Source organism: Arthrobacter sp. 10T425, assembly GCF_056393985.1.
Genome location: NZ_JBFTGZ010000007.1, coordinates 92,886 through 117,669, shown reverse-complemented (window position 1 = coordinate 117,669; position 24,784 = coordinate 92,886). Strand labels below are relative to the sequence as shown.

At 68.2% G+C, this 24,784-nt stretch carries 23 protein-coding genes; 10 read left to right on the top strand and 13 right to left on the bottom strand.

Annotation, left to right across the window (positions count from 1 at the left end; genetic code table 11):
* Positions 1–35: 35 nt before the first annotated feature.
* The 3 genes from AC1DDH_RS10305 to AC1DDH_RS10295 are packed head-to-tail and all read left to right on the top strand — an operon-like array spanning position 36 to position 3,329.
* Entirely contained in the window at positions 36–422 is a 387-nt protein-coding gene (locus AC1DDH_RS10305; RefSeq protein WP_223914167.1) for a hypothetical protein, read from the top strand.
* Positions 400–2,667, top strand: a complete 2,268-nt coding sequence (locus AC1DDH_RS10300; RefSeq protein ID WP_476955377.1) for a thioredoxin domain-containing protein — start codon at positions 400–402, stop codon at positions 2,665–2,667. Before AC1DDH_RS10305 ends, AC1DDH_RS10300 begins: the two co-directional genes overlap by 23 nt.
* Positions 2,664–3,329, top strand: a complete 666-nt coding sequence (locus AC1DDH_RS10295) for an HAD family hydrolase (protein ID WP_230012707.1) — start codon at positions 2,664–2,666, stop codon at positions 3,327–3,329. Before AC1DDH_RS10300 ends, AC1DDH_RS10295 begins: the two co-directional genes overlap by 4 nt.
* Before the next feature lie 126 nt (positions 3,330–3,455).
* Here the strand turns inward: AC1DDH_RS10295 and trhA are convergent, their stop codons facing one another.
* On the bottom strand, positions 3,456–4,172 hold the full coding sequence (gene trhA, locus AC1DDH_RS10290) for a PAQR family membrane homeostasis protein TrhA (protein ID WP_230009209.1): 717 nt from the start codon (positions 4,170–4,172) through the stop codon (positions 3,456–3,458).
* Positions 4,173–4,326: 154 nt separating this feature from the next.
* On the opposite strand from trhA, the gene AC1DDH_RS10285 reads away from it, so the two are divergent.
* Together AC1DDH_RS10285 and AC1DDH_RS10280 are read left to right on the top strand one after the other, a co-directional pair.
* Entirely contained in the window at positions 4,327–5,088 is a 762-nt protein-coding gene (locus AC1DDH_RS10285) for an isoprenyl transferase (RefSeq protein WP_043436292.1), read from the top strand.
* A gap of 233 nt (positions 5,089–5,321) precedes the next feature.
* Complete coding sequence (locus AC1DDH_RS10280; protein WP_028277376.1) at positions 5,322–6,761, top strand: PhoH family protein; 1,440 nt, start codon at positions 5,322–5,324, stop codon at positions 6,759–6,761.
* Between the two features lie 462 nt (positions 6,762–7,223).
* Here AC1DDH_RS10280 and AC1DDH_RS10275 read toward each other — a convergent pair whose 3' ends face one another.
* The gene (locus AC1DDH_RS10275) at positions 7,224–7,874 is read right to left on the bottom strand and encodes a GNAT family N-acetyltransferase (RefSeq protein ID WP_476955376.1); all 651 of its coding nucleotides are present in this window, start codon (positions 7,872–7,874) and stop codon (positions 7,224–7,226) included.
* 47 nt (positions 7,875–7,921) lie between these two features.
* Positions 7,922–8,749, bottom strand: coding sequence for a hypothetical protein (locus tag AC1DDH_RS10270; protein WP_476872697.1), 828 nt, complete (start codon positions 8,747–8,749; stop codon positions 7,922–7,924).
* A 58-nt stretch (positions 8,750–8,807) separates the two neighbouring features.
* On the opposite strand from AC1DDH_RS10270, the gene AC1DDH_RS10265 reads away from it, so the two are divergent.
* The gene (locus tag AC1DDH_RS10265) at positions 8,808–9,365 is read left to right on the top strand and encodes a prepilin peptidase (RefSeq protein ID WP_476955375.1); all 558 of its coding nucleotides are present in this window, start codon (positions 8,808–8,810) and stop codon (positions 9,363–9,365) included.
* A 142-nt stretch (positions 9,366–9,507) separates the two neighbouring features.
* Here AC1DDH_RS10265 and AC1DDH_RS10260 read toward each other — a convergent pair whose 3' ends face one another.
* On the bottom strand, positions 9,508–11,223 hold the full coding sequence (locus tag AC1DDH_RS10260; protein WP_476872699.1) for an MDR family MFS transporter: 1,716 nt from the start codon (positions 11,221–11,223) through the stop codon (positions 9,508–9,510).
* Positions 11,220–11,936, bottom strand: a complete 717-nt coding sequence (locus tag AC1DDH_RS10255; RefSeq protein ID WP_476955374.1) for a TetR/AcrR family transcriptional regulator — start codon at positions 11,934–11,936, stop codon at positions 11,220–11,222. The genes AC1DDH_RS10260 and AC1DDH_RS10255 overlap by 4 nt, the downstream gene beginning before the upstream one ends.
* A 184-nt stretch (positions 11,937–12,120) precedes the next feature.
* On the opposite strand from AC1DDH_RS10255, the gene AC1DDH_RS10250 reads away from it, so the two are divergent.
* The gene (locus tag AC1DDH_RS10250) at positions 12,121–12,789 is read left to right on the top strand and encodes a VWA domain-containing protein (protein WP_476849085.1); all 669 of its coding nucleotides are present in this window, start codon (positions 12,121–12,123) and stop codon (positions 12,787–12,789) included.
* A 102-nt stretch (positions 12,790–12,891) separates the two neighbouring features.
* Here AC1DDH_RS10250 and AC1DDH_RS10245 read toward each other — a convergent pair whose 3' ends face one another.
* The 3 genes from AC1DDH_RS10245 to AC1DDH_RS10235 form a co-directional block, all read right to left on the bottom strand.
* A complete protein-coding gene (locus AC1DDH_RS10245; RefSeq protein ID WP_476955373.1) occupies positions 12,892–14,328 on the bottom strand; it encodes a class II fumarate hydratase in 1,437 nt (478 codons plus the stop codon).
* Positions 14,329–14,399: 71 nt separating this feature from the next.
* Positions 14,400–15,014, bottom strand: a complete 615-nt coding sequence (locus AC1DDH_RS10240; protein ID WP_028277382.1) for a carbonic anhydrase — start codon at positions 15,012–15,014, stop codon at positions 14,400–14,402.
* Positions 15,015–15,023: 9 nt separating this feature from the next.
* On the bottom strand, positions 15,024–15,758 hold the full coding sequence (locus AC1DDH_RS10235) for a DUF4245 domain-containing protein (RefSeq protein WP_476859143.1): 735 nt from the start codon (positions 15,756–15,758) through the stop codon (positions 15,024–15,026).
* Between the two features lie 195 nt (positions 15,759–15,953).
* Between AC1DDH_RS10235 and glpX the strand changes: the two genes are divergently transcribed.
* Positions 15,954–16,976: a class II fructose-bisphosphatase gene (gene glpX, locus AC1DDH_RS10230; protein ID WP_028277383.1), complete on the top strand. Its 1,023-nt coding sequence runs from the start codon at positions 15,954–15,956 to the stop codon at positions 16,974–16,976.
* Positions 16,977–17,128: 152 nt separating this feature from the next.
* Positions 17,129–18,100, top strand: coding sequence for a UDP-glucose 4-epimerase GalE (galE, locus tag AC1DDH_RS10225; RefSeq protein ID WP_223914156.1), 972 nt, complete (start codon positions 17,129–17,131; stop codon positions 18,098–18,100).
* A gap of 82 nt (positions 18,101–18,182) precedes the next feature.
* Here galE and AC1DDH_RS10220 read toward each other — a convergent pair whose 3' ends face one another.
* The 5 genes from AC1DDH_RS10220 to AC1DDH_RS10200 all read right to left on the bottom strand — a co-directional run bounded on the left by AC1DDH_RS10220 (position 18,183) and on the right by AC1DDH_RS10200 (position 23,939).
* Positions 18,183–19,154 carry a lipid II:glycine glycyltransferase FemX gene (locus AC1DDH_RS10220; protein WP_230008873.1) on the bottom strand — a complete coding sequence of 324 codons (972 nt, stop codon included), beginning with the start codon at positions 19,152–19,154 and terminating at the stop codon, positions 18,183–18,185.
* A 4-nt stretch (positions 19,155–19,158) separates the two neighbouring features.
* Positions 19,159–20,448 (bottom strand): mannose-6-phosphate isomerase, class I, encoded by a 1,290-nt coding sequence (gene manA, locus AC1DDH_RS10215; RefSeq protein WP_476955372.1) that lies wholly within the window; start codon positions 20,446–20,448, stop codon positions 19,159–19,161.
* A gap of 80 nt (positions 20,449–20,528) precedes the next feature.
* Positions 20,529–22,160, bottom strand: a complete 1,632-nt coding sequence (locus AC1DDH_RS10210) for an LCP family protein (protein WP_476955371.1) — start codon at positions 22,158–22,160, stop codon at positions 20,529–20,531.
* 22 nt (positions 22,161–22,182) lie between these two features.
* On the bottom strand, positions 22,183–22,707 hold the full coding sequence (gene purE / locus AC1DDH_RS10205; protein WP_476955422.1) for a 5-(carboxyamino)imidazole ribonucleotide mutase: 525 nt from the start codon (positions 22,705–22,707) through the stop codon (positions 22,183–22,185).
* An 83-nt stretch (positions 22,708–22,790) separates the two neighbouring features.
* Positions 22,791–23,939 carry a 5-(carboxyamino)imidazole ribonucleotide synthase gene (locus AC1DDH_RS10200; RefSeq protein WP_476859218.1) on the bottom strand — a complete coding sequence of 383 codons (1,149 nt, stop codon included), beginning with the start codon at positions 23,937–23,939 and terminating at the stop codon, positions 22,791–22,793.
* 268 nt (positions 23,940–24,207) lie between these two features.
* On the opposite strand from AC1DDH_RS10200, the gene AC1DDH_RS10195 reads away from it, so the two are divergent.
* Positions 24,208–24,774, top strand: coding sequence for a GtrA family protein (locus AC1DDH_RS10195; RefSeq protein WP_223914153.1), 567 nt, complete (start codon positions 24,208–24,210; stop codon positions 24,772–24,774).
* Positions 24,775–24,784: the final 10 nt, after the last annotated feature.

Here is a 24,784-nt window from a genome sequence, read left to right as displayed (position 1 = left end):
GAAAAGACGCCCAGTTCCACAGAAGGTTTCCCACCGTGCATTCCTTGCTCATCGCCCTCGCAACAACCCCGGCGCCGACCCCTACGCCGTCGCTGCGCCCGGGCCTGTCCGAGGACCAGGTCACCCCGGGTCTGCTGGGCTTCCTGCTGACAGCCTTCATCGTGGTGTTGACCGCGCTGCTGATCGTAGACATGGTGCGGCGTATCCGCCGGGTCCGCTACCGTGCCCAGGTGGAGGAAGAGCGTGCGGCCGCCGAGGACGCATCCCAGGAACCAGGGGCCCCGGGCGGCGTATTCCCTGCCGACGGCGCTGCCTTCCGCGCTGACGGCACGGCCTTCCCCGCCGACGGCGGGGTTTCCCGGTCCGACGGCGCGGTTAACCGGCCGGAAGTCAACGGCGATGCGGGACCCGGAACCCGCTGACCGCGGATTCCCCAACCCGCCGTCCGGGGCCTCGAATGCCCTGGCGGCGGAACCCTCTGCGTACCTGCGCCAGCACGCCGGCAACCCCGTTCACTGGCAGCCGTTCGGTGACGCGGCCTTCGCCGCCGCTGCCGCCCGGGACGTGCCGGTGTTCCTCTCAATCGGCTACGCGGCCTGCCACTGGTGCCACGTCATGGCCCATGAATCCTTTGAGGACCATGAAACCGCCGACTACCTGAACGCCCACTTTGTCTCCATCAAGGTGGACCGGGAAGAGCGCCCCGACGTCGATGCTGTCTACATGACAGCGACGCAGGCGATCAGCGGCGAGGGCGGCTGGCCGATGTCCGTCTTCCTCCTGCCCGATGGCCGCGCCTTCCATGCCGGCACCTATTTCCCACCCCGGCCCATGCCGGGCCGTCCGTCCTTCCGGCAGGTCGTTGAAGCCGTGAGCGAGGCCTGGACGGAACGCCGCGGCGCCGTCGAGGCCAACGCGGCCACCCTGGCGCGCGGCATCGCCGCCTCCCAGCCGGCAGCCGCCCTGCGCCTCGACGGGCCGCCCGAACCCCTGGACGCGGCGCTCCTTGGCGAAGCCGTCACCGCACTCTCCGGCGCCGAGGACCGGGCCCACGGCGGCTTCGGCGGCGCACCGAAGTTCCCGCCCGCGGCCGTGCTCGAATTCCTGATCCGTCACGCCGCAGTGCCCTCGGACAGCATGCCGCCGGCAGCCGCTCCGGACACCGCAGGCCAGGACTCCGCGGGCCTGGAGACCGCGACGGCGGCCCGGGACATGGCCGGTCAGTGCCTGGCAGCAATGTCCCGCTCGGCGTTGTTCGACCAGCTCGACGGCGGCTTCGCGCGCTATTCGGTGACGGGAGACTGGTCCGTTCCGCACTTCGAGAAAATGCTCTACGACAACGCCCAGTTGCTGCGCGTCTATGTCCATTGGGTCCGGCTGGGCGGCACGCCGGAGTACCCGGCGGCCGAGGCCGCCGGGATTGCCGGGCTTACCGCCGACTGGCTCCTGGCCCGCCTCGGGCTGGCACCTGCGACGGGCCCGGCGCCAGCCCCTGCGGCGGGCCCTGCGACGGGACCGGACACCGGGGTCGTGGCCCTGGCGTCGTCGCTGGACGCCGACACGGTCGTCGACGGCGTGCACGCCGAGGGGGCCAGCTACCTGTGGACTCCCGGCGGCCTTGAGTCGCTCCTGGGCCCGGCCGACGGCGCCGCCGTGGCGGCCCTCATGAACGTCCGAATGCCCGGAAGCGTGAGCGCCGACGGTTCGCCGCTGCATCCGGGCCGGGAGATGTCCGGCGGGGACGCCGCGCTGTGGCAGCGGGTGCGCCCGCTGCTGGCGCAGTCGCGCAGGAACCGGCCCCAGCCCGGCCGGGATGACAAGGTGGTGGCGGGCTGGAACGGACTGGCAGTCGCCGCCCTCGCCGACGCCGGCGCCGTCCTGGCACGCCCGGAGCTTGTGGCCGCGGCGGGGCGGATCGCGGACTATCTTGAGCGCGTGCACTGGCAGCCCGCGGCGGATGGCCCCGGCAGGCTTCTGCGCGTCTCCCATGACGGAGTGGCGCGCGGAATCGGCGGTTTGCTGGAGGACTACGCCTTCTGCGCCGAGGGGCTGTTCGCGCTCTATGCGGTTACCGGGCACACCCGCCGGTATGGGCTGGCCGAGGCCATTCTGGACGCCGCCTGCAGGCGGTTCGCGGCCGACGGCGGCCTGAGGGACGCTGCGGGGGAGTCCGCGCAGGTCACGGCCGCCCAGGGCGGCCGTGACGGCCTGGAACCGTTCGACGGCGCCACCCCCAGCGGCGCCGCCGCGCTGGCCGGTGCCCTGCTGACCCACTCGGCCTTCTCCGGCTCGTCCGAACACCGCACCCTGGCGGCCAGCATCCTCGCCCTGTTGCTTCCTCCGCTTGCGGGCCAGGCGCCCCGCGCCGCCGGCTGGCTGCTCGCGACCGCCCAGGCCGCCCTCGCCGGTCCCATCGAGGCCGCCGTCGCCGGACCGGACACCCCGGAACGGGCCGTGCTGCACCGGGAGCTGCTGCTCTCGGCGAGCCCCGGGCTGGTGGTCGCGGTCCAGGACGACGGCGCCGCCCGGCCAATACCGCTGCTGCAGGGCCGCGGCGCGGGCCCGGACGGCGCCCCGCAGGTGTTCCTGTGCCGCGGCATGGTCTGCGGCCTCCCCTCGACTTCCGTCGAAGAAATGCGCGGGCAGCTGGCTAGGATGTCCTCATGACTGGTCAGGACGGCTTTGAGCTGGTGGTGTTCGATTGCGACGGTGTGCTGGTGGATTCCGAGGTGATCGCCATCCGGGTGGACCAGCGAGTGCTGGCCGATCTCGGCTGGGACCTGGAACTCGATGACATCGTGGAACGGTTCGTCGGAAAATCCGAGGCGCACTTTGTGGCCGCCGTGGAACAGCAGCTCGGGGTCCGGCTGGCCGACGGCTGGGACCGCGACTACGGTCGCTGGTACCAGGAGGCGTTTGAACGTGACCTCGAGGCCGTTGATGGCATCGAGGACGCCCTGGACCGGCTGTCCCTGCCGCACTGTGTCGCCTCCAGCGGCAGCCACGAAAAGATGCGCCGGACCCTGGGCAAGACCGGGCTGCTGCGCCGCTTCCAGGGCCGCATCTACAGCGCCACAGAGGTGGCCAACGGCAAACCCGCGCCGGACCTGTTCCTCCACGCCGCGGCGAGCCTGGGCACCGCTCCCGGGCGGTGCGCCGTCGTCGAGGACAGCGCCTACGGCGTCCAGGCCGCCCGGGCGGCGGGAATGCACGTCTTCGCGTATGCCGGCGGTGTCACCCCGGCTTCCCGATTGGCCGGTCCCGGAACCACCGTCTTTTCAGACATGCGGCTGCTGCCCGAGCTCATTGCGGCAGGGCATCCCGGCTGAGCCGGGGGCGAGCTCCTAACGCCGGAATTCCCCTCGCTTGAAGCTGGCGCCCGGCGTGTCGGGCCGAACTGCCGGCGAGTCCCGGCGGCGCAGTTTCAAAGGTGGGGAGAATCAGCGCAGCCGGCGTCAGCCCAGGACCGCGATGGCAATGGCGATGTAGTGCGCGGCGAAGGCAAAGACCGTCAGCGCATGGAACAGTTCATGAAAGCCGAAGTGTTCGTAGCTGAAATTCGGCTTCTTCAGCGCATAGAACACGGCTCCCGTGATGTACAGGACCCCGCCGACGCAGATCAGCACCGCCGAGGCAGCGTTGGCGGCGAAAAAGTCCGGCAGATAGAACAGCGAGCCGCAGCCGAGTGCGATATAGATCGGCACATAGAGCCACCGCGGGGCATTGGTCCACAGCAGGCGGAACAGCACACCGAGGATGGCCCCGGACCAGATCACCCAGAGCAGCACTTCGGCTTGCTGCCGGTCCAGCAGGGCCCAGGCGAGCGGCGTGTAGCTTCCGGCGATCACCAGCATGATGTTCGTGTGATCCAGCCGCTTCAGGACGATCTTCACACGCGGTGACCAGTTCCCGCGGTGATAGACGGCACTGACGCCGAACAGCAGGACCCCGGTAACGGCATAGACGGCGCAGGCCACCTTCAGGTCCGGCGGCGCCAGGATCACCAGCACCAGCCCGGCGGCCAGTGCCAGCGGGGCGGTGACGGTGTGGATCCAGCCCCGCCATTTGGGCTTGATCATCAGCAGTTCAGCCAGGCGCACCGCGGCGTCGTCCACCGGGGTTGCCCGCTTCGCCGGAGGCTCCGGCCGGGGCTCCGGACTGTTGCTTTCCATGCCGTAATAGTAACCTACGCCCTAGTAAGTTACCGGTGAGTAACAAGCGGTCCGAGGCTGTCCTGTGACGGAGCTGCACCCGGCACGGCCCTCCGGCAGGTAGCCTAGGATGTGCACTGAACAAGTACCTCAAGGAAGCCAGGTGAATCTCCGGATGGAAATGCCCGGATTCCTCTACGGCTTTTACGAGCGCAAGCTCCAGCGCTCCCTCGATCCTGAACGGATCCCGCGCCACGTCGGCGTCATGGTCGACGGCAACCGGCGCTGGGCCCGCCAGTTCAACGCCCCCACGAGCCAGGGCCATCAGGCCGGCGCGGACAAGATCCACGAATTCCTCGGCTGGTGCCAGGAGCTGGGCATCAAGGTGGTCACCTTGTACATGCTCTCCACGGACAACATGAACCGCTCCGGCGAGGAACTCGACCTCCTGATGGGCATCATCGCCAACACCCTGGACCGGCTGGACGAGGACGCCAACATCTCGGTTCACGCCATGGGCGCCCCCGAGCTGCTGCCGGACTACCTCGCCGAGCGGCTGAACAACCTGACGGCGCGCACGCCCGCGCAGGAGAGGCTGCACGTCAACGTCGCCGTCGGCTACGGCGGACGGCGGGAGATCGTCGACGCCGTCCGGGAACTGCTGCACGACGCCGTCGCCCGGGGAGCGGACATTGGACAATTGGCCGATGAACTCACCGTGGATGACATCTCGCGCTTCCTCTACACCCGGGGCCAGCCGGATCCGGACCTGGTGATCCGGACCTCCGGGGAGCAGCGGCTGTCCGGATTCCTCATGTGGCAGAGCGCGTACAGTGAGTTCTACTTCTGCGAGGCCTTGTGGCCGGCGTTCCGCAAGGTGGATTTCCTGCGTGCCCTGCGCGACTACGCCGGCAGGCAGCGCCGCTTCGGCGCCTGAGCGGTTCACGCGGAGTTCACAAGACGGCAACAAGAATCGCCGAAAAATTATCGGACAAACCGGCCCCCGGAGACGTACGTTAATCCCATCGGCAGGCAATTCGCCGGCCGATCGGGGAGGCCAGTACATGGAGCGGATTTTCGCACCGGGTGTATGGGAGGCCGCGTCCGGCCTCCAGGCCGAGCCGCCTCACCAATAACAATTCCGGGCATTGCCCCGGGGCTGGAGTCGATGTGGCTATTTCTGAGCAACTGCCCGACGTCATTTCCGATCAGGGACAGAAAGCTACCTCTCGCGCCAAGCGAGCCACCTCAAAGACCGGTGCAGCGGATTCCGCGGCGGCCGGTCTTGCTGTTTCCGGGGAAGGAACAGGGAGCCGGGGCACGGCCCGCAGTTTCGTGATCGATACGTCCGTCCTGCTCTCCGATCCGCGGGCCCTCCTGCGCTTCGCCGAGCACGAGGTCATCCTGCCGATCGTTGTCATCACCGAGCTCGAAGGAAAGCGCCACGACCCAGAGCTGGGTTACTTTGCGCGCAAAGCCCTCCGGCTGCTCGATGACCTGCGGCTCGAGCACGGCGGCCTGGACCGTCCCATCCCGCTGGGCCCCGACGGCGGCACGCTCATGGTGGAGCTGAACCATATCTCCGCCGAGGTGCTGCCCGCCGGGTTCCGCGGGGTGGACAACGACAGCCGCATCCTCGCGGTGGCCAAGAACATGGCCAACGAGGGCCGCGACGTGACGGTGGTGTCAAAGGACCTGCCGATGCGCGTCAAGGCCTCGGCCATGGGGCTGCTGGCCGACGAGTACCGCAATGAACTCGTCAAGGACTCCGGCTGGACCGGCGTCGCCGAGCTCGACGCGGGCGAGGACGAGGTTGCCACCTTGTACGGGCACGAGCCGGTATTCATCCCGGCGGCGGCCGAGATGCCGACCAACACCGGGCTGGTCCTGCTGTCCAGCCGCGGCTCGGCCCTCGGACGGGTAGGGGCGGACAAACAGGTCCGGCTCGTGAAGGGCGACCGCGACGTCTTCGGACTCCACGGCCGCTCGGCCGAGCAACGGTTGGCGATCGACCTCCTGATGGACCCGTCGGTCGGAATCGTGTCCCTCGGCGGCCGGGCCGGCACGGGCAAGTCCGCACTGGCCCTGTGCGCCGGTCTCGAAGCCGTCCTGGAGCGCCGGGAGCACCGCAAGGTGATCGTCTTCCGCCCCCTGTACGCGGTGGGCGGCCAGGAACTCGGCTACCTGCCCGGGTCCGAAGCGGAAAAGATGAACCCGTGGGCGCAGGCGGTCTTTGACACCCTGGGCGCGCTGGTCAGCCAGGAAGTGGTGGAGGAAGTGATGGACCGGGGCATGCTTGAGGTCATGCCGCTGACGCACATCCGCGGACGCTCCCTGCACGACGCATTCGTGATCGTCGACGAGGCGCAGTCCCTGGAGAAGAATGTGCTGCTGACAGTGATGAGCCGGATCGGCCAGAACTCCAAGATCGTCCTGACGCACGACGTCGCCCAGCGGGACAACCTGCGGGTCGGACGGCACGACGGCGTGGCGGCCGTCGTCGAGACCCTGAAGGGACACCCGCTGTTCGGCCACATCACCCTCACCCGCTCGGAGCGCTCGCCGATCGCTGCCCTCGTGACGGAGCTGCTGGAGGGGGCGGAGATCTAGCCTCCCGAGGTTGGGGGCCGTGGTCCGGTTCGCCGGACCACGGCCCTTCGCTGTGGTTGGGTAACCGTGGTTGGATAACCGTGGTTGGGTTTGCCGTCGTTGGGTTCGCCGGGCAGCGGCGTCCCGCCGTCGCTTAGACACCTCCCGTCGCTGCGCTGCGGTCGCTGGGCGACCTTCGCTTCGCTTTGGTCGGCGATGCGCTCCTTAGCGGGACACCGCTGCCCCGCGATGGTGAGACGCCCACCAGCCGGGTCGCCGTCTTTCGTAGAGGAGCGCATCGCGGCGCATCGGATCCCCGGAGGTCGCCCAGCGACCGCAGCGGGTCCCATGCGTCGTGTCTAAGCGACGGCGAAAGGTGGCGGTCCGGCGAACCCAACCACGGCACCCGCAACCACCGCAACCCAGCGACGGGAAGCGACAGGAGGCGTCTGAGCGACGGCGGACGCCGCGGCCCCGCTGGGGCTATTGGTGGATGCCCAGGAATTTGGCCGTGGCTTCGTGGCCTTTTACCTCGAGCTGCCAGTCGGGGCGTTTGAAGGTGGCGGGGGTGAGGCGGACGTTTTGGACCTCCTGGGCCTTGCCGCCCCAGGCGGCGCGGGTGACGCCGTTGAGCTCGTAGCCGAGGGAGCGTGAGACGCCCAGGGACTGCTGGTTCCAGGCGGCGGCCTCGGATTCCGCCACTTCGGCGCCGAGCCAGTCGAAGGCGTAGAGGGCGACGGCGGCCCGCATTTCCTTGCCGAGGCCCTGGCCGTGCACGCTTTGCCGCAGCCAGGAGCCCGTGGTGACCGTCTTCAGCGTGGCGAAGTCTTTGGCCTCGACGTCCTGGCATCCGACGAATTCGTCCTCGTGCCAGATGCCGAGCAGGAGGGTCCAGTCCTGCGGTGTCATGTTCCCGCGGCACCGCCAGTACCACTGCGCCATGTTCGGGCCGAGCTCCTCAGCGGGGGATTCGGCCCAGGGCCTGCTGAAGGGGCTGCGGCCCGGCTCGTGCACGCCGCTCAGGGCGGCTGAGACCGCGGCCGGAATGTCCGCGTCGCGGATGGGGCGCAGCTGAAGACGCGGCGTGGTCAGGCTCAATCCGAAAGGGGGCCAGTAGTCGGCGGGTTCAGTCATCGGCGAAGCCTAGCGGTGCCGGCGGGCGGATGCGAGTCACGGCCGGGCTACTCCGCGGGGACGTCCCAGCTGATGTGGCGCCGGACGTCCGTGAGGTTCATCGATTCGGCCAGGAACAGGTCATCGAGCATGTATTCGTCGACGCCCAGGATGCGGAGCCAGTGCCCGTAACCGTCCTGCTCTGAGCCGGCCCCGGGCGCGTCCAGCCAGCGGCTCGCAACGCAGACGCCCGTGCCGGCGTCAATCCTCAGCAGTGTGCGTCCCGGACGGCATAGCGGGGCTCCGGGATCGGCGGGACGGTAGGAGAGGTTCGGGCTGACCGTCGATTCCAGGGCCGGCCGGCCCTCGTGGTCTACCTCCGTGATGGGGCCAAGCTCGACGGCGTTGGAGTTGGGGAACTCCAACGGGACGGGGGCGTTCCCCGCAAGCTCCACCGGGTCCAGGACGGCGGCGAACCTGCCGTTGCCGAACGACGGCTCGCCATAAGCTGCCTCCGGGCGGCGGCGCACCAGCCCGTCGTCGTCGTACACCGGCGTAACCAACTGCGGGGGCAGGAGCCAGGTCTTCCTCGTGGAGCTGATATAGAAGCCGCCGCGGGAGTCATTGATGCCGGTGGTGCTGCCGATGACCAGTCCGTCGGCAGTCTCCAGCCGCAAGGCACCGGGCCGGCGCAGCCACCCCCTGACGAGGTCGCCGGGGGAGGGGGCGGCCGGGGAAACCGCGGAAACCGTGAGCGGCCGGTCCAGGTACTCGAACCTCAGCGACTGCCACTTCCAGGGCGATGACCGGCACAGGTTCCGGAAGGCCGCGGCCTTCTCCGCCGGGCCGCGGGGCGCGTCCGGCCCGCGCCGGTTCGTGCTGTCCCATGCGGCCATATCCACAGTTTACGCGCGGGGACCGCCGGGCCGGACGAATATCAAGTAGCATCCGAGGGTGATCGAACGACTCGGCACCCTGGGCGCCGCCAACCCGCTGGCTTTCTGGCTTGCCCTGGCTGCGTGCGCGTATTTCTTCGTGATGGCCGTTCGGCTCACGGTCATTGACGTCCGGCACCACCTGCTCCCGGACAGGATCGTCTTTCCCTCCTATGGGATCGCCGGAGTCCTTCTGCTGGGCGCGGCGGCCAGCCAGTTGCTTCCCGGCGGGCAGGACGTGGCCGGCACAGCCGACGCCGGGGCTTTCGGCATTCCGGGGCTCCGTGTCCTGGCCGGCGGGGCAGCCCTCTGGCTCTTCTACTTTCTCCTGCACGCGGTATATCCGCCGGGAATGGGATTCGGCGACGTGAAACTCGCGGGCGTCCTGGGAATGTACCTGGGATTCCTGGGCTGGGGGCACGTCATAGCGGGGACCTTTGCGGCGTTCGTCCTCGGCGGGCTGTGGAGTCTCGGATTGCTCGCCGCACGGCGCGGGACGCTGCAGTCGGCCATTCCCTTCGGGCCCTTCATGCTGGCCGGCACGGCCGCCGCCATGCTGCTGCCGACCGCCGGATAGGCCGACTGCACGGCCATCCCGGCCTGCCGGAGCCGACCGGCCGGCACGCGGCAGGGGCGCCGCACCCCCAAAGGTTGCGGCGCCCCTGCTGGCACTCACCGGCTGCTGCCGGGCCGTCTCCGGACCGTCAGTTTCCGGACCCTCAGCCGCGCAGGCGGGTGAGCTCGTCTTCGTGGCCGGACCCGCCGGTGTTGCCGTGGGCTGAAAGCCCTTCCGGCCCCGTGGACTCCGCGGCGTCGGCGGCGTGGCGGGCTGCCGCCCGTTCCGCCTCGAGCCGCTCGGCTTCCTCGCCGCCGACTGCTTCGCCGCGGGCCACCATGCCGGCGGTGTCCGACAGGGGGATCTGCTTGAGGGTCAGGGCCAGAATCAGGGCAATGACCAGGAAGGGCAGCAGGTACCAGAAGACGGGGGCGAGCGAGTCCGCGTAGGCGTTGACAATCGCGTCCTTGAGCTGCGCCGGGAGCTGGCTGAGGACCTGGGGGTCCATCGTCCGGGTGGACTGCGACGCCTGCTCAGCGGACGCCCCGGCGCCGGTAAAGGCATTGGTCAGGGACTCGGAGAGCCGGGTGGTGAAGATGGAGCCGAACACCGCGACGCCCAGGGATGCGCCCACCTCGCGGAAGTAGTTGTTGGTGCTCGTGGCCGTGCCGATCTGGTCCGCCGGCACCGAGTTCTGGACCACCAGGACAATCACCTGCATGATCGAGCCCAGGCCGGCGCCGAAGACGAACAGCTGCACGCAGATGACCCAGATGGGCGTGGCGGCCGTGAGTGTGGTCAACCACAGCATTGCCGCGATGGTCAGGGTGGCCCCGAGGATCGGGAACATCTTGTACTTGCCGGTCTTGGAAATGCGGATGCCGGAGAAGATGGCCATGCCCATGAGTCCCACCATCATGGGCAGCATCAGCAGGCCGGATTCGGCGGCGGAGGTCCCGGAGGACATCTGCAGGAAGGTCGGGACGAAGGCGATCGCCGCGAACATGCCCAGCCCGAGGGTGAAGCCGATGGCGGTGGAGTTCACGAAGATGCGGTTCTTGAACAGGCTCAACGGAATGATCGGGTCCTCGGCCCGGCGCTCCACCAGGATGAAGGCCGTAGCGGCGAGCACCAGCCCGGCGCCGAACGCCCACGTCAGCGGGGAATCCCAGCCTTCGTCCTTCTTGCCGCCGAAGTCGGTGAAGAAAATCAGGCACGTGGTGGCCGCGGAGAGCAGCAGCACGCCCAGGATGTCGATCCGCTTCTCGGCCTTCTTGTTCGGCAGCGTCAGGGTGAACCAGGCGATGGTGAACGCGGCGATGCCGATCGGGATGTTGATGTAGAAGGCCCATTCCCAGGTCAGGTGGTCCACGAAGAAACCGCCCAGCAGCGGTCCGGCGACGGCGGAGAGGCCGAAGATTGCGCCCAGCGGGCCCATGTACTTGCCGCGCTCCTTGGCCGGAACGATGTCGGCGATGATGGCCTGGGACAGGATCATCAGGCCGCCGCCGCCGAGGCCCTGGATAGCGCGGAAGACCACGAAGCCCCAGAAGTCGGTGGCGAGGGCGCACCCGACGGAGGCGAGGGTGAAGAGCCCGATGGCGATGAGGAACAGGTTCCGGCGGCCCAGGATGTCGCCGAACTTTCCATAGATGGGCATGACGATCGTGGTGGCGAGCAGGTAGGCCGTGGTAATCCAGGCCTGGTGTTCCACGCCGCCGAGCTTGCCGACGATCGTCGGCATGGCGGTGGAGACGATGGTCTGGTCAAGGCTGGAGAGCAGCATGCCCGCGATGAGGGCGGAGAAGATGATCCAGATGCGTTTCTGGGTCAGCAGCAGCGGCTCGGCTGCTGGTTTGGTGCTGACGGCGGCGCTCATTGCGCTCCTTCGGAAGGGTTGGGCTGGACTGTATTTGACTCGACTCCGTCGAAGTGGACTGTGTCGAACTGGGACAGGGTGAACGGCAGGGAGAAGAGCATGCGGGCTGCTGCAATGTTTTCCAGCAGCAAGTCCTTGTAGGGGCGGGCGTTGCCCTCGGAGAAGTAGTCGGCGCTGGTTTTCCTGGCGACGTTTCCGAGGAGGACTACGGCCATGCGGACTACGGGATGATCGGCAGGCACGCCTTCCCTGGCCGCGAGCAGCCGGGCAAAGTCGGCCTCGCGTTCCTCGGTGGCGCCGATGATCTTCAGCATCAGCTGGGGCTCCTTCTTGATCACCCCGATCAGCTGGCGGGTCTCTTCCTCGGAGCCGCTCATCCGCTCTGACAGATCAAGGGACAGGCGCACGAGGTCGGCGAGGAGTGAGGCCGAGATTTCCCCGGCGGGCGAACCCGCGCCGCCCGCCATGAACCGGGCCACCACCTCTTCCGGAAAGTCGTCGTCGACGTGGCCCAGGATCGCATCTTCCTTGGCAGGGAAGTAGTTGAAGAAGGTCCGGCGGGAGATGCCCGCGCGCTCGCAGACTTCCTCCACGGTGTAGCCGCTGAGGCCGCGTTCGGCGGTCAGGGAACGCGCGACGGCGGTGATCGCCGCCCGTGTTGCGGCCCGCTTGCGCTCGCGGAGGCCGCCCGAAGTAATTGCACTGTTTCCCATGAAGTGTATTTTTGCACTAAATTATAAATAGTGCAAAAGAAACTTTGGGCTGTTTGCGTTGTTTGGGCTGTTGCCGGCAATAATGTCGCTGCCCGGCCGTAGCCTGCTCCTGTCCAGTCATACCGCTGGCAACAGGTGGCCCGCGACGAGGCAGAAGCGCCGTCGGGGCCGGAAATGGGGAAGCATGACAGATTCAGCCCTGACGCACGTGTACGTCCTGCTGGACCGTTCCGGGTCGATGAGCGCCATCGCCGATGACACTGTGGGCGGGTTTGCGGCGTTCATCCGCGAACAGCGGGCAGTGGCGGGCCGGTGCCGGCTGTCGCTGGCGCAGTTCGATGACACCTACGAGCGCGTCTACGCCTCGGTGGACATCCAGGACGTGCCGGCCCTGGACCTGCAGCCGCGGGGCAGCACCGCCCTGCACGACGCCATGGTCCGGCTGATCGGCGAAGCGGGTGCGGAGCTGGCGGCCCTTCCGGAGGACGAGCGCCCCGGCACTGTGCTGGTGGCCGTGCTGACGGACGGCCACGAGAACTCCTCGCGCGAGGCCACGGGCGAGTTGGTCAAGGCCCTGGTCCAGCGGCAGCAGAGCCAGTGGGGCTGGCAGTTCACGTATTTGGGCGCCAACCAGGACGCCGTATTGACCGCCGGCGGCCTCGGCATCCGCGCCGAAGACGCCCTGACCTATGCCGCCGGGAACGTCGATGCTGCCTTCTCCGTCCAGTCCGCCAAGACGCGGCGGTTGCGGGAGGCACGGATCGGCGGTGCCAGCATGGCGGATGCCGCAGCCGCGGCGGCGTACACGGCGCAGGAGCGGGAGGCCGCCGGCGGGGAACCGCCCCGGGTCTAAGTTCTGACCTGCGGTGCAGACATGCCGACGGCCGGCACCCTTCCAGGAAGGATGCCGGCCGGCGGCGGATGTTCTCTTCGGGGGCGGCGCCGCCCGGAGCCGTTAGGCCTTGTGCGGCGGGCGCGTCATGGACATGACGTCCAGGGCGGTGTCCAGCTGCTCCTCGGTCAGTTCGCCGCGCTCGAGGAAGCCCATGGAGACGACGGTCTCACGGATGGTCAGGCCCTCGGCCACGGCCTTTTTGGCGATCTTGGCGGCGTTCTCGTAGCCGATGAACTTGTTCAGCGGGGTCACAATCGACGGCGACGCCTCGGCGAGGAAGCGGGCGCGCTCGACGTTGGCGGTGATGCCGTCGATCATCTTGTCGGCCATGACGCGGCTGGTGTTGGCCAGCAGCCGCACGGATTCAAGGAGGTTGGCGGCCATGACCGGGATGCCGACGTTGAGTTCGAAGGCGCCGTTGGTGCCGGACCACGCGATGGCGGTGTCGTTGCCGATCACCTGGGCGCAGACCATGATGGAGGCTTCGCAGATGACGGGGTTGACCTTGCCCGGCATGATGGACGAGCCCGGCTGCAGGTCCGGGATGGCGATTTCGCCGAGGCCGGTGTTGGGGCCGGAGCCCATCCAGCGCAGGTCATTGTTGATCTTCATGAAGGAAATCGCGATGTTGCGCAGCTGGCTGGACGCTTCGATGAGGCCGTCCCGGTTGGCCTGGGCCTCGAAGTGGTCGCGGGCCTCGGTCAGGGGCAGTCCGGTGTCGGCCGCCAGCAGTTCGATCACGCGCTCCGGGAATCCGGCCGGCGTGTTGATGCCGGTGCCCACGGCGGTGCCGCCAAGCGGGACCTCGGCGACGCGGGGGAGGGCGGCGTTGATGCGCTCGATGCCGTAGCGGACCTGCGCGGCGTAGCCGCCGAACTCCTGGCCCAGCGTGACGGGGGTGGCGTCCATGAGGTGCGTGCGGCCGGACTTCACGACGTCCTTGAATTCGGTGGCCTTGCGCTCCAGCGACTCCGCCAGGTAGCCGAGGGCCGGGATCAGATCGTTGATCAGGGCGGACGTGGCGGCGACGTGGACGGACGTGGGGAAGACGTCATTGGAGGACTGCGAGGCGTTGACGTGGTCGTTCGGGTGCACAACCTTGTCGCTTCCGGCAGACGTGAGGGCACGCGTGGCGAGCTCGGCGATGACCTCGTTGGTGTTCATGTTCGAGGACGTGCCGGAGCCGGTCTGGAAGACGTCAATCGGGAAGTCGCCGTCGTACTTGCCGGCCGCAACCTGGTCGGCTGCGTCGGCAATCGCCAGGGCGAGCTCGCCGTCGAGCACCCCCAGTTCTGCGTTTGCCTGGGCGGCGGCCTTCTTCACCCGTGCCAGGGCTTCGATGTGGGCGCGCTCCAGGGTCTTGCCGGAGATGGGGAAGTTCTCGACTGCCCGCTGCGTCTGTGCGCGGTACAGGGCGTTCACGGGAACGCGGACTTCGCCCATCGTGTCGTGTTCAATACGGAACTCTTCGGTGTTCAACTCATCTGTGGAAGTCATGGGGCTAGCTTATTGGGAGTAGGAGTCCCACCGAAAACCGTGAGCAGGCTGCGACGGCCGGTCGCCGGGGTTTACAGCCTGCCGATGCTGGAAACGAGATCGGCCCGGCCGTCAGCCAGGCTGTAGGCGAGGCCGATCACGGCGGTGCGGCCGCTGTCGACTGCGCCCGAAATCACCCGGGAACTGTCCACCAGCCGCTGCGAGGTCTGCTTGACGTTCTCGACCACCATGTCGTTGACGTCGGTCTGATTGTTACGCAGCGAGGTCAACACGGACGGGGTGATCCGCTCCACCAGGCTGCGGATGAAACCGACCGGCATCTGGCCGGTTTCCACGGCGTTCTTGGTTGCGGTGACAGCACCACAACTGTCGTGCCCCAGGACGACGATCAGAGGGACGTCCAGTTCGCTGACGCTGTATTCCAGCGAGCCAAGCACGGCGTCGTCGATCACCTGGCCGGCGGTGCGGACCACAAAGGCGTCCCCGAGGCCGAGGTCGAAGATGATTTCGGCGGCAAGCCTGGAGTCGGCGCAACCGAAGATCACCGCGAAGGGGTGCTGGTTTTCAACCAGCGACGAGCGTCGCGACGCGTCCTGGTTGGGGTGTGAGGACGTGCCGGCGACAAAACGCTTGTTGCCTTCACGGAGACGCTGCCAGGCGAGTGCGGGAGTCAGATAAGTAGCCACGTGGCCACTTTACGGTGAAGGGCTGGCCGAAGGTGAAACTGTTGCGCCTGGCGCGCTGGACGATGCCCCGGCGGCCGGATTGCTTTCGAGCGACTTCACCACGGCGGTGGCCAGGGCGGAGAACTCCTCCAGCGTCGCGGATCCGGAGAGGATGACGGTGGTGCCGCGATCAGTCAGCACCATGGATTTCTCGCCCTTGCCGGTGTCGCGCAGTTCCCAGTCGCGGCCGCCGGCGTTGCGGGTGCCGGTCACGGGAGCGTTCTTGGTCTGCTGCAGGAGCCAGGTGGGGTTGGCCGTGCGGGTCTGCACGAGGGCGATAAAGGATTCCTTGGGCGTCAGGTAGCCGACTTCCCAGGCGGGGACGCCGCTGCCGGCGCCGGACTCCCAACGGGCGTAATTGGCGCGGAATGTGTCGCCGGTATCGGCCGCCACGGGTGTGAATCCCGCCACACCCGCCGCGTTCTGCGCGGTGGCGCTGACGTTGACGTTGGGCCGGTAACCGTCGGTCTTCGGAGACGGGTTCATGAGGACGATCGGCAGGAACGCGGCGATGCTCACCACCAGGGCGATGATCATGCCCATCACGGAGGCGTTGGCGCGTTTGGCCGCCGCGGCGGCGATGACGGGCTTCACGGGCGGCTGTCCGGAAGGGGCCGGGCCTGCCGCGGGGGAGCTGCCAGCCGGCGAACCGGGGGCGGCGGGGGAAGCGTCCTGCAATTCACTCACCCCTCTATAGTCGCGCATGACCGGGCCGATCTCACATTCGCGGCGCAGCGGCCCCTCAGAGGGTGAAGTGCGTCACGCGCCGGTCATCCCATGACCTTCCGGGTCCGCCCCGACTATGATCAATATCAGACGAATCACCGCGACGGATCGATCCTGGCCGTACGGGTTCAACGACCGCCACTCGAAGAAGAGGTTCACGTGACACCAGCGCCCATGTCCCAGAAGTACTCCACGCTTTCCCCCTCGCTCGCCGTCGGGATCGATGAGCCTGACCGCAACCTCGCGCTGGAACTTGTCCGCGTCACGGAAGCCGCGGCCATCGCCGGCGGCCACTGGGTGGGTTTCGGCGACAAGAACAAGGCCGACGGCGCCGCCGTGGACGCCATGCGCTCCTTCCTGCAGACCGTGCACTTCAACGGCGTCGTTGTCATCGGTGAGGGCGAGAAGGACGAAGCCCCGATGCTGTTCAACGGCGAGCACGTCGGTGACGGCACCGGCCCCGAGTGCGACGTCGCCGTCGACCCCATCGACGGAACCCGGCTGACCGCCCTTGGCATCAACAATGCCCTGGCCGTCCTGGCCGTGGCCGAACGCGGCTCCATGTTCGATCCCTCCGCCGTGTTCTACATGGAAAAGCTCGTCACCGGCCCGGAAGCGGCCGACATGGTGGACCTGCGCCTGCCGGTCAAGCAGAACCTGCACCTGATCGCCAAGGCCAAGGGCGTCAAGGTCAACCAGCTCAACGTCATGATCCTGGACCGCGACCGGCACCGCCCCCTCGTGGAGGAAATCCGCGAAGCCGGCGCCCGCACGAAGTTCATCATGGACGGCGACGTCGCGGGGGCCATCGCCGCTGCGCGTGCCGGCACCGGAGTCGACGCCCTCATGGGCATCGGCGGAACCCCGGAAGGCATCGTCGCGGCCTGCGCCATCAAGTCCCTCGGCGGCGTCATCCAGGGCCGCCTGTGGCCCACGAGCGACGAAGAGAAGCAGAAGGCGATCGACGCCGGCCATGATCTGGAGCGCGTGCTCTCGACCAACGACCTCGTCTCCAGCGACAACTGCTACTTCGCGGCCACCGGCATCACCGACGGCGACCTCCTCAAGGGCGTCCGCTACTCCAAGGACAAGGTCCTCACCCAGTCCATCGTGATGCGCTCCAAGTCCGGCACGATCCGCTTTGTCGACGGCGAACACCAGGCCAGCAAGTGGGAAGGCTACGCCCGCAGGAGCTAGCACCTGAACGGCAACACTGAACTGCACGATAGAGCACAGCGAATCCCGGGCCGCCTCCGCGGTCCGGGATTCGTCGTCTTAAACCACGTGCATGATGACGTGTCTATTGCGGTGGGGCGGCCGGGGCCCGTGGGATTAGATAGGGTGGAGCCATGACGTGGCTCGTAACTGGCGGTGCAGGATATATCGGTTCTCATGTGGTTTCCGCTTTGCGCGGTGCCCGGATTCAGCCGGTGGTGATTGACTCCCTCTCCAGCGGGCACCGTGAGTTCGTGCCGGCCGATGTGCCGTTCATCCATGGCAGCATCCTCGACGCCGACCTCGTGGCCCGTACGCTGCGGGAGCACGCGGTGACCGGGGTGATCCACCTGGCCGGTTTCAAGTACGCGGGGGTTTCCGTCCAGGAGCCGCTGCTGACTTATGAACAGAACGTCACGGGCACCGCGCAACTGCTCAAGGCCATGGAGCTCACCGGCGTCGACAAACTGGTGTTCTCCTCGTCCGCGGCCACCTACGGCACGCCCACCGGCGACATCGTCACCGAAGCGACGCCCACCAACCCGGAATCGCCCTACGGCGAGAGCAAACTCATCGGCGAGTGGCTGATCCGTGACCAGGGCAGGGCCCGGGGCCTGAGCCACACCTCGCTGCGGTATTTCAACGTGGTCGGCTCAGGTGCGCCCGAGCTTTACGACACCAGCCCCCACAACCTTTTCCCGATCGTGCTGCGGGCGCTCACGGCCGGTAAGACGCCGCGCATCAACGGCATCGACTACAACACGCCGGACGGAACTTGCGTGCGCGACTACGTGCACGTGGCGGACCTGGCCACCTCGCATGTGGCCGCCGCCCAGGCGCTCGAGGCGGGCAAGCCGCTGGAGCGGGTGTACAACCTCGGATCCGGGGACGGGCTGTCCGTGCGCCAGATCATGACGGCGATGGCCGACGTCACGGGGATCGATTTCGAACCCGAAATCGGTCCGCGGCGGGCAGGGGATCCGGACCGGATCGTGGCCGACGGCACGCTGGCCGCCCGCGATCTCGACTGGAAGATGCGGCACTCCGTGGAGCAGATGGTGGCCAGCGCCTACGACGCCCAGCGGCACGCCATTACGGCCAACTAACGCCCCCACCAACACCGGCCACCGGGACATGGCGGCCCGGCTGGCCGGGGCGACCCGGTGGCCGGTGCCGCCTGCTGGGCCCTTAGCGGTTTGCGAGGGCCCGGGACCGGGCGCGCAGCTTCTTCGCGAGCTGGGCGCCTTTGCGGGCCAGCTGGTAGCTGCCGTAGCGCACCTTCCGGACCGGCAGGTCCCACGTTCCGGGATACGCGATCCCGCGGCCGCCGAACGACTTCTTGAACGCCGTGAACCCGGCCCATTTGTGGTCGGGCTGGTCCTCCGGCGCCACGCCCCAGAGGTCCACGTGCTTGAGGCCCTTCGCCTGGGCGTCCGCGATCAAGGTGACAAGCAGGGGGATGCCCGCGCTGAGTTTGCGGTGGGTGTCGTCCAGGGCGGCGTGCGCGTAGGTCCGGGTGTCGGCCGAGTCGTAGGCCAGGGCTGCGGCGATGGGGTGGCCGTCGAGCTCCGCGATGAACAGCGTCGCCGCGCCGGCCGGCATCAGCGAGAGGGCCACCTGGGTCAGGTATTCGTCGCTTTGCGGCTTGAAGCCGTTGCGGGCGGCCGTCATGTGCAAGAACTCCAGGAGGACGGCGATCTCTGCCGGATCCTGGCTGGAGCGGAAGCTCACGCCCTTCTTGTGGATGTTGCGGAACAGGTTCCGGTTCGCCGGCTTCATATCCGCCAGGACGTCCTTGAAATCCCGGTCGAGGTCCACAATCCAGCTGAGCTCGGGCTGCTGGCTGGCCGGGGCCGGCTGCAGGCCGCGGCTGCGGAGTACCGAGTCGGCTTCGGCTGCGGTGAATCCTGCGGTGACCGGCTCAACCCGGACAAACACGGCCCCGCTGGTCCGGGCGAGGTCCGTCAGGGCCGCCAGTGCGGCGTCGAACGCTGCCAGTGACTCGGCGACCGGGCCGTACGGGGAGTACAGCAGTTTACCGGCCGGATTGGATTCCTCCACCGCGAGGAAGCGCCACCCGGGCCCGGACTGTTCGTGGACGGTGCGTCCCAGCGAACGCTGGAACTGTGCCCACTGCGGGCTCTGCAGGAAATAATCCATGGTGTCAGGCTTCCAATGCGGTGGTGACGGCAAATGCCAGGGCGGGGCCGGTGGCGCCGGAGACGGCGTGGACATTGACCGGTGCCTCGGCGGCGGGCAGGAAGGCACTGGCGCCCCGTTCGAGCCGGAGCTCGCTCTTGGGGGAGTCGAGGCGGACGGAGCCGTGGGTGACAATGACGACGGCGGCACCGGACTGCGCCAACGGGACGGGCTCCGCGCCGGGCGCCACAACAATTCGCTGCAGCTGGAATTCCCGGAACGGCGGCCGGAAGAGTTCCTGGCCCAGCATGGTGGTCTCGGCGGGGAGCATGGGCACGTCGACGGCCTCGAACGCCACGGTCTTCAGCAGTTCCGGCACGTCGACGAATTTCGGCGTGAGCCCGCCGCGGAGCACGTTGTCCGAGGACGCCATGACCTCGATGCCGAGGCCGTGCAGGTAGGCATGGACATTGCCGGCCGGGAGGTACACGGCCTCACCGGGGGCGAGGGAAATCCGGTTCAGCAGCAGGGAAATCAGCACTCCCGGATCTCCGGGGTACCGGCCGTTCAGGCTCACCGCGGTGGACAGTTCCGCCTCGTGCCCGGCCATCGGGGCACCGGAGACGAGAGCCGCAACGATCGTCGCCGTCGCCTCGGCGACGTCCCCGCCGCCGGTGATGAGGCGTTCGAAGGCGGAGCGCAGGGCCACGGGTTCGTCCGGCCGCGCCAGGTCCTCGAGCAGCAGCTGGACCAGCGGCGGCAGCTCCAGCCCGGCGAGCTCGAAGCACGCCGCCAGATGCTGGAAGACCGCACGGGATTCCGCGGCCGGCCGGAACCCGCAGAGGGCCTCGAACGGAGTCAGCGCGAAGATCATTTCGGGCTTGTGGTTATCGTCCTTGTAGTTGCGCTCCGTTGCGGCGGGGTCGACGCCGGCGGCTTCCTCGCGCGCGAAGCCCTCCCGGGCCTGGGCGAGCGTCGGGTGCACCTGCAGGGACAAGGGCGCCTCAGCCGCGAGGACCTTGAGCAGGAACGGCAGGCGCGGACCGAAAGCGGCCACGCTCGCGCTGCCCAGGCAATGTTCCGGATCCCCGGCGATCAGGGCGTCCAGCGGCAGCCGTCCGCCGTCGTGCGTTGCGGGTGCGTGCCGGCCGGCACCGCCGGGCGCCGGCGTCAGCGCGACGGACGGGGAGTCCGGGTGGGCGCCGATCCAAAGCTCCGCTTCAGGACCGCCGGAAGCCGGCCTGCCCAGCAGCCCGGCGATGGCCGTCGGGGAGCCCCAGGCGTAGGGCCGGAGGACGTTCTCAAGTTCGTACATGGCCTGGTCCCTGTCTGATCAATGAAATGTCTCGTCAAAGAAATGTGGTCGCACTGCTGCGGTCAAGGCTGCTGCCGGGGTTAGAGCGGCGCGCACTGTCCGTTGGTGGCGACGAGGTCGCGGATGGACTGTTCGTCGCCGTTGCGCTTGAACTGGTTCAGCATCTCTTCGGTGATCTGCTCGCCGTCCGGCGTGGTGGTCACGGGGGTGAAGTCCGACGGCGCGGGCGGGGGATCGGTGGCCGGGACGGGGCCGGCGGCGGAGACCGGCCCGGCGGCCGTTCCGGGCTGCAGGACCGCATCGTCAGTTGCGGCGGCGGCGCCGGCGGACGGGCTGGCCAGCAGTTTGGCCACCCGCGCATGGATGACGTCGAAGTCCGGGGACGTGGAGAAGGCGGCGTCGAAGTCCGGCGGACCGATGGTCAGGCGGCTGACGTCCTGTCCCTTGGCCTTCATGGCCAGGTCCACGAAACTGCCGAGCTGGCCGGAGGAGATGTTCGACTCGACCACCTTGGTCCCGGCCTTGGCGATGTCCTCAAACTTGGCCAGCAGTGTTGCCGGGTCGAGCTGCTTCAGCATCGCCTGCTGCACGCACTGCTGGCGCTGGATGCGGGCATAGTCGTCCACGAATTCCCGGGACCGGCCGTACCAGAGGGCATGGAAGCCGTCGAGTGTCTGGTCTCCGGCCGGAATCCAGCCGTCCGGCATGCCGTGGATGCCGTTGGCCTCATCCACCATCGACCCGCTGATGGGGACCCAGCCGCCGGCCTTGATCCGGATTCCGCCCATGGCGTCGATGAGCTTGGAAAAACCGTCCATGTCCACGAGCACGTAGGCCTGGACCTTGATGCCCAGCGTTCCGGACACCGCTTCGAGGGTGGCCTGCGCCCCCGGGTCGGCCACCCCGGGATAGAGGTCCTGGTGCTGGTTGGTAACCTCGGTGTTGATCGCGTTGATCAGGCATTCGTCGCCGCAGTTGTAGCCATCCGGGTACACCTGGCGCATCGGCGATTCCGCGCTGAACTGGGCGTTCTGGAGGTTGCGGGGCACGGAGATGATCGCCGTGCTGCCGGTCTTGGCATCGACGCTGATCACCGAGAGGCTGTCCGGGCGGCGGCCCGTGCGGTCCGCTCCGGCGTCGCCGCCCATCATCAGGAAGTTGTACCGGCCATCGGACGGCTCAAGGGTGGGGCCGGAGCCGGAGAAGATGCTGCCGATGGCGTTGCGGCTGATATTGAGCAGATAGGCCGCGTAGCCCAGGGATCCGCTGCTGAGGATCATGGCCAGCACGAGCGCCAGCACCACCGCGGGACGGATCCTGGGGGCGAGCGTCCCGGGCCGGATCAGCCGCAAGGTGTTCAGGAACAGGGCGGCCCAGCCGATGGCCAGGCAGGCGAGGCCGAGCACCAGCAGGAGCGAGGGCACCGTGCCGGTGAGGAGGTTGATCAGCGTGGAGCGGGACACGAGCAGGAGCAGCACGGCCAGCAGGGCCAGCGCCCAGACCGTGAAGGTCACGCGCAGCGCGGCCCGTCCAAGCCGGCGGCTGCCCGCGACGGTTTGGGCGCTGCCGGGAACCAGCAGCGTCATGAGGATCAGGACGAACGCCCGCTTGGTGAGCACCGGGGACGGGGCGCCGGAGGGATGCCGGACCGGGTCGCCCAGTGCCCGCCCGGACTGCTCAGGGCCGTGTGTGGGGGCGTAGCTGCTGCTCATGCCGGGATTCCTAATGGCTGCCTTAATTGCCGCTACGCGGGGTGACGTTTCCGGCGGCGAACACTTCGCTGACCTTGTGCCGCAGGTTCGCGCCCTTCCGGGTTGCGACGTCGTTCAGCTCCCGGGCGAACTCCAGGAGGTCCGCCCGGAGCTGGACTGCCAGTTCGTCCGTGCCCGAGGCCAGCATGCGCACGGCCAGGAGGCCGGCGTTGCGCGCGCCGCCGATCGAGACGGTGGCGACCGGAACGCCTGCCGGCATCTGCACGATGGACAGCAGGGAATCCATGCCGTCCAGGGTCTTCAACGGCACGGGGACGCCGATCACCGGCAGGGGAGTGACCGAGGCCAGCATGCCGGGAAGATGCGCGGCCCCGCCGGCGCCGGCAATGATCAGGCGAAGACCGCGCTCGTGGGCCGTCTGGCCATAGCGAATCATCTCCGTGGGCATCCGGTGGGCCGAGACGACGTCGGCCTCGAACGGGATTCCAAACTCGGCGAGGGCTTCGGCGGCGGCTTCCATGACCGGCCAGTCCGAATCCGAGCCCATCACGAGGCCCACGAGCGGGGTCGCCGCGCGGGTGCCGGCAAGAGGGGTTCCCGCTTTGTTGGCTTCGGGGCTGGCTGCGGTGCTCATGCGGTCTCCTCGGAGGTTGCCGGCATTGCGCCGGCGTGGGCCCGGCCGTTCCGGATGATGTCGGCCACGGTGGTGGCCCGCTGCCGCACGGAGTCGACGTCGGCGGCTGAGGTTCCGACCAGGTTGACGTGGCCGATCTTCCGGCCGGGCCGGACGGCCTTGCCGTAGCAGTGCACCTTCGCGGCCGGTTCGCTCGCGAGGGCGGCGGGGAAGGCGGAATAGAGGTCCTGGTTGGCGCCGCCGAGGAAGTTCTTCATCACCACGACGGGCCCCAGCAGGTCAGTGGCGCCCAGCGGCAGGTTCAGGATGGCCCGCAGGTGCTGCTCGAACTGGCTGGTCACCGAGCCGTCCTGGGTCCAGTGCCCGGTATTGTGCGGGCGCATGGCGAGTTCATTGATCAGGAACCCTGCGCCCACGCCCGGGGTCTCGAAGAGTTCGACGGCCATGACACCGGTCACGCCGAGTTCGCCGGCGATCCGGACCGCGGCGTTTTCCGCGGCTGCGGCAACATCGACGGAGATGTCCAGGGCCGGGGCAATGACTTCATCGCACACCCCGTCCACCTGGATGGTGTGCACCACCGGCCAGGCCCGTGTTTCACCGTCAGGCGTCCTCGCGACCATGGCCGAGAGCTCCCGGCTGAATTCCACCTTGGCTTCGGCCAGCAGGGGGGACATGGCCTCGAACCAGTCGGCGGAGGCCGCCGCGTCCTCGGCCGAGGACACGATGCGCACGCCCTTGCCGTCGTAGCCGCCGCGGGGCATTTTCAACACCACCGGCCAGCCGGTCTGCTCGCCGAAGGCGACGAGGTCCGCGACATTGGCGACGGAGGCCCACGTGGGGTTCGGAAGCTCGAGCCGGTCGATCGCGGCGCGCATCACCAGCTTGTCCTGGGCGTTGACCAGGGCATCCGGGCCGGGATGGACGTTCACGCCGGCACCGATCAAGGACCGCAGGTGCGCCGTGGGGACGTGTTCGTGGTCGAAGGTCAGGACGTCGAGGCCGCGGGAGAACTCGAGCAGATGCTCCAGGTCCTTGTAGTCGCCAACCGGGGCGTTAGCCACGGCAGAGACTGCGGAGACGTCCTCGCCTTCGGCGAGAACACGGAGCTCAAAGCCCAGGGCGGTCGCGGCAGGGGCCATCATGCGGGCAAGCTGGCCGCCGCCAACAACACCGATTACAGGAAAAGTCACAAGTCCCAGCCTACCGAAAACCTCACGGGAACCCGGCTTTTGGGGATTGGCAAGCGCGGGAACGGTGCCGGGACGGGGGTTTCGCACCCGCCCGCCCGGCGCCCGCCGCCGGGTCCGCAGGGAGCCGTCTGAGCGGCCGCTGCGGGCGGACTCCCCGGAAACGGCGCTAAAATGGGCGTTTGGCCCAATGGCCGACAGTTCCAGAAGGCCACGGAGGGTCATGATTACTACACTTAACGAGCGCATGCGCGGGCTTGCCTCGCTGTTCTGGCGCGAAGTGGCCAAGTTCGGTGCCGTCGGCGGCATCGCGTTCGTCATCGACAACGGACTGACGTTTTACCTGATGCACGGTCCCATGACCGACAGCGAGGCCAAGGCCCGCTTCTTCGGGGCCAGCGTGGCGACGGTCTTTTCCTGGGTTGCGAACCGTTTTTGGACGTTCCGGCACCGCCGGCAGGCCAACGTGCTGCGCGAGTTCGTGATGTTCCTCATCATCAACGGGATCGGCATCGGCATCTCCACCGGCCTGACCGCCGTCGCGAAGTACGGCATGGGAGTCACCGACAAGAACATGCTCTTCCTCGCCGGGGTGGTCGGCATCCTGGTCGCGACCGTGGTCCGGTTCTTTGCCTACCGCTTCCTGGTGTTCAACCAGGAACTCGACGCAGAGCCCGAGTTCTCGCACGACCACGAGATCATCGAACGGCACCCGCACTCCCAGCCGGTTGCCACGGCAGCCGTCAGGGAACCCGTCAACGATCCGGAACTGCCCGGCCCGCCGGCCTAAGGAACCGCCG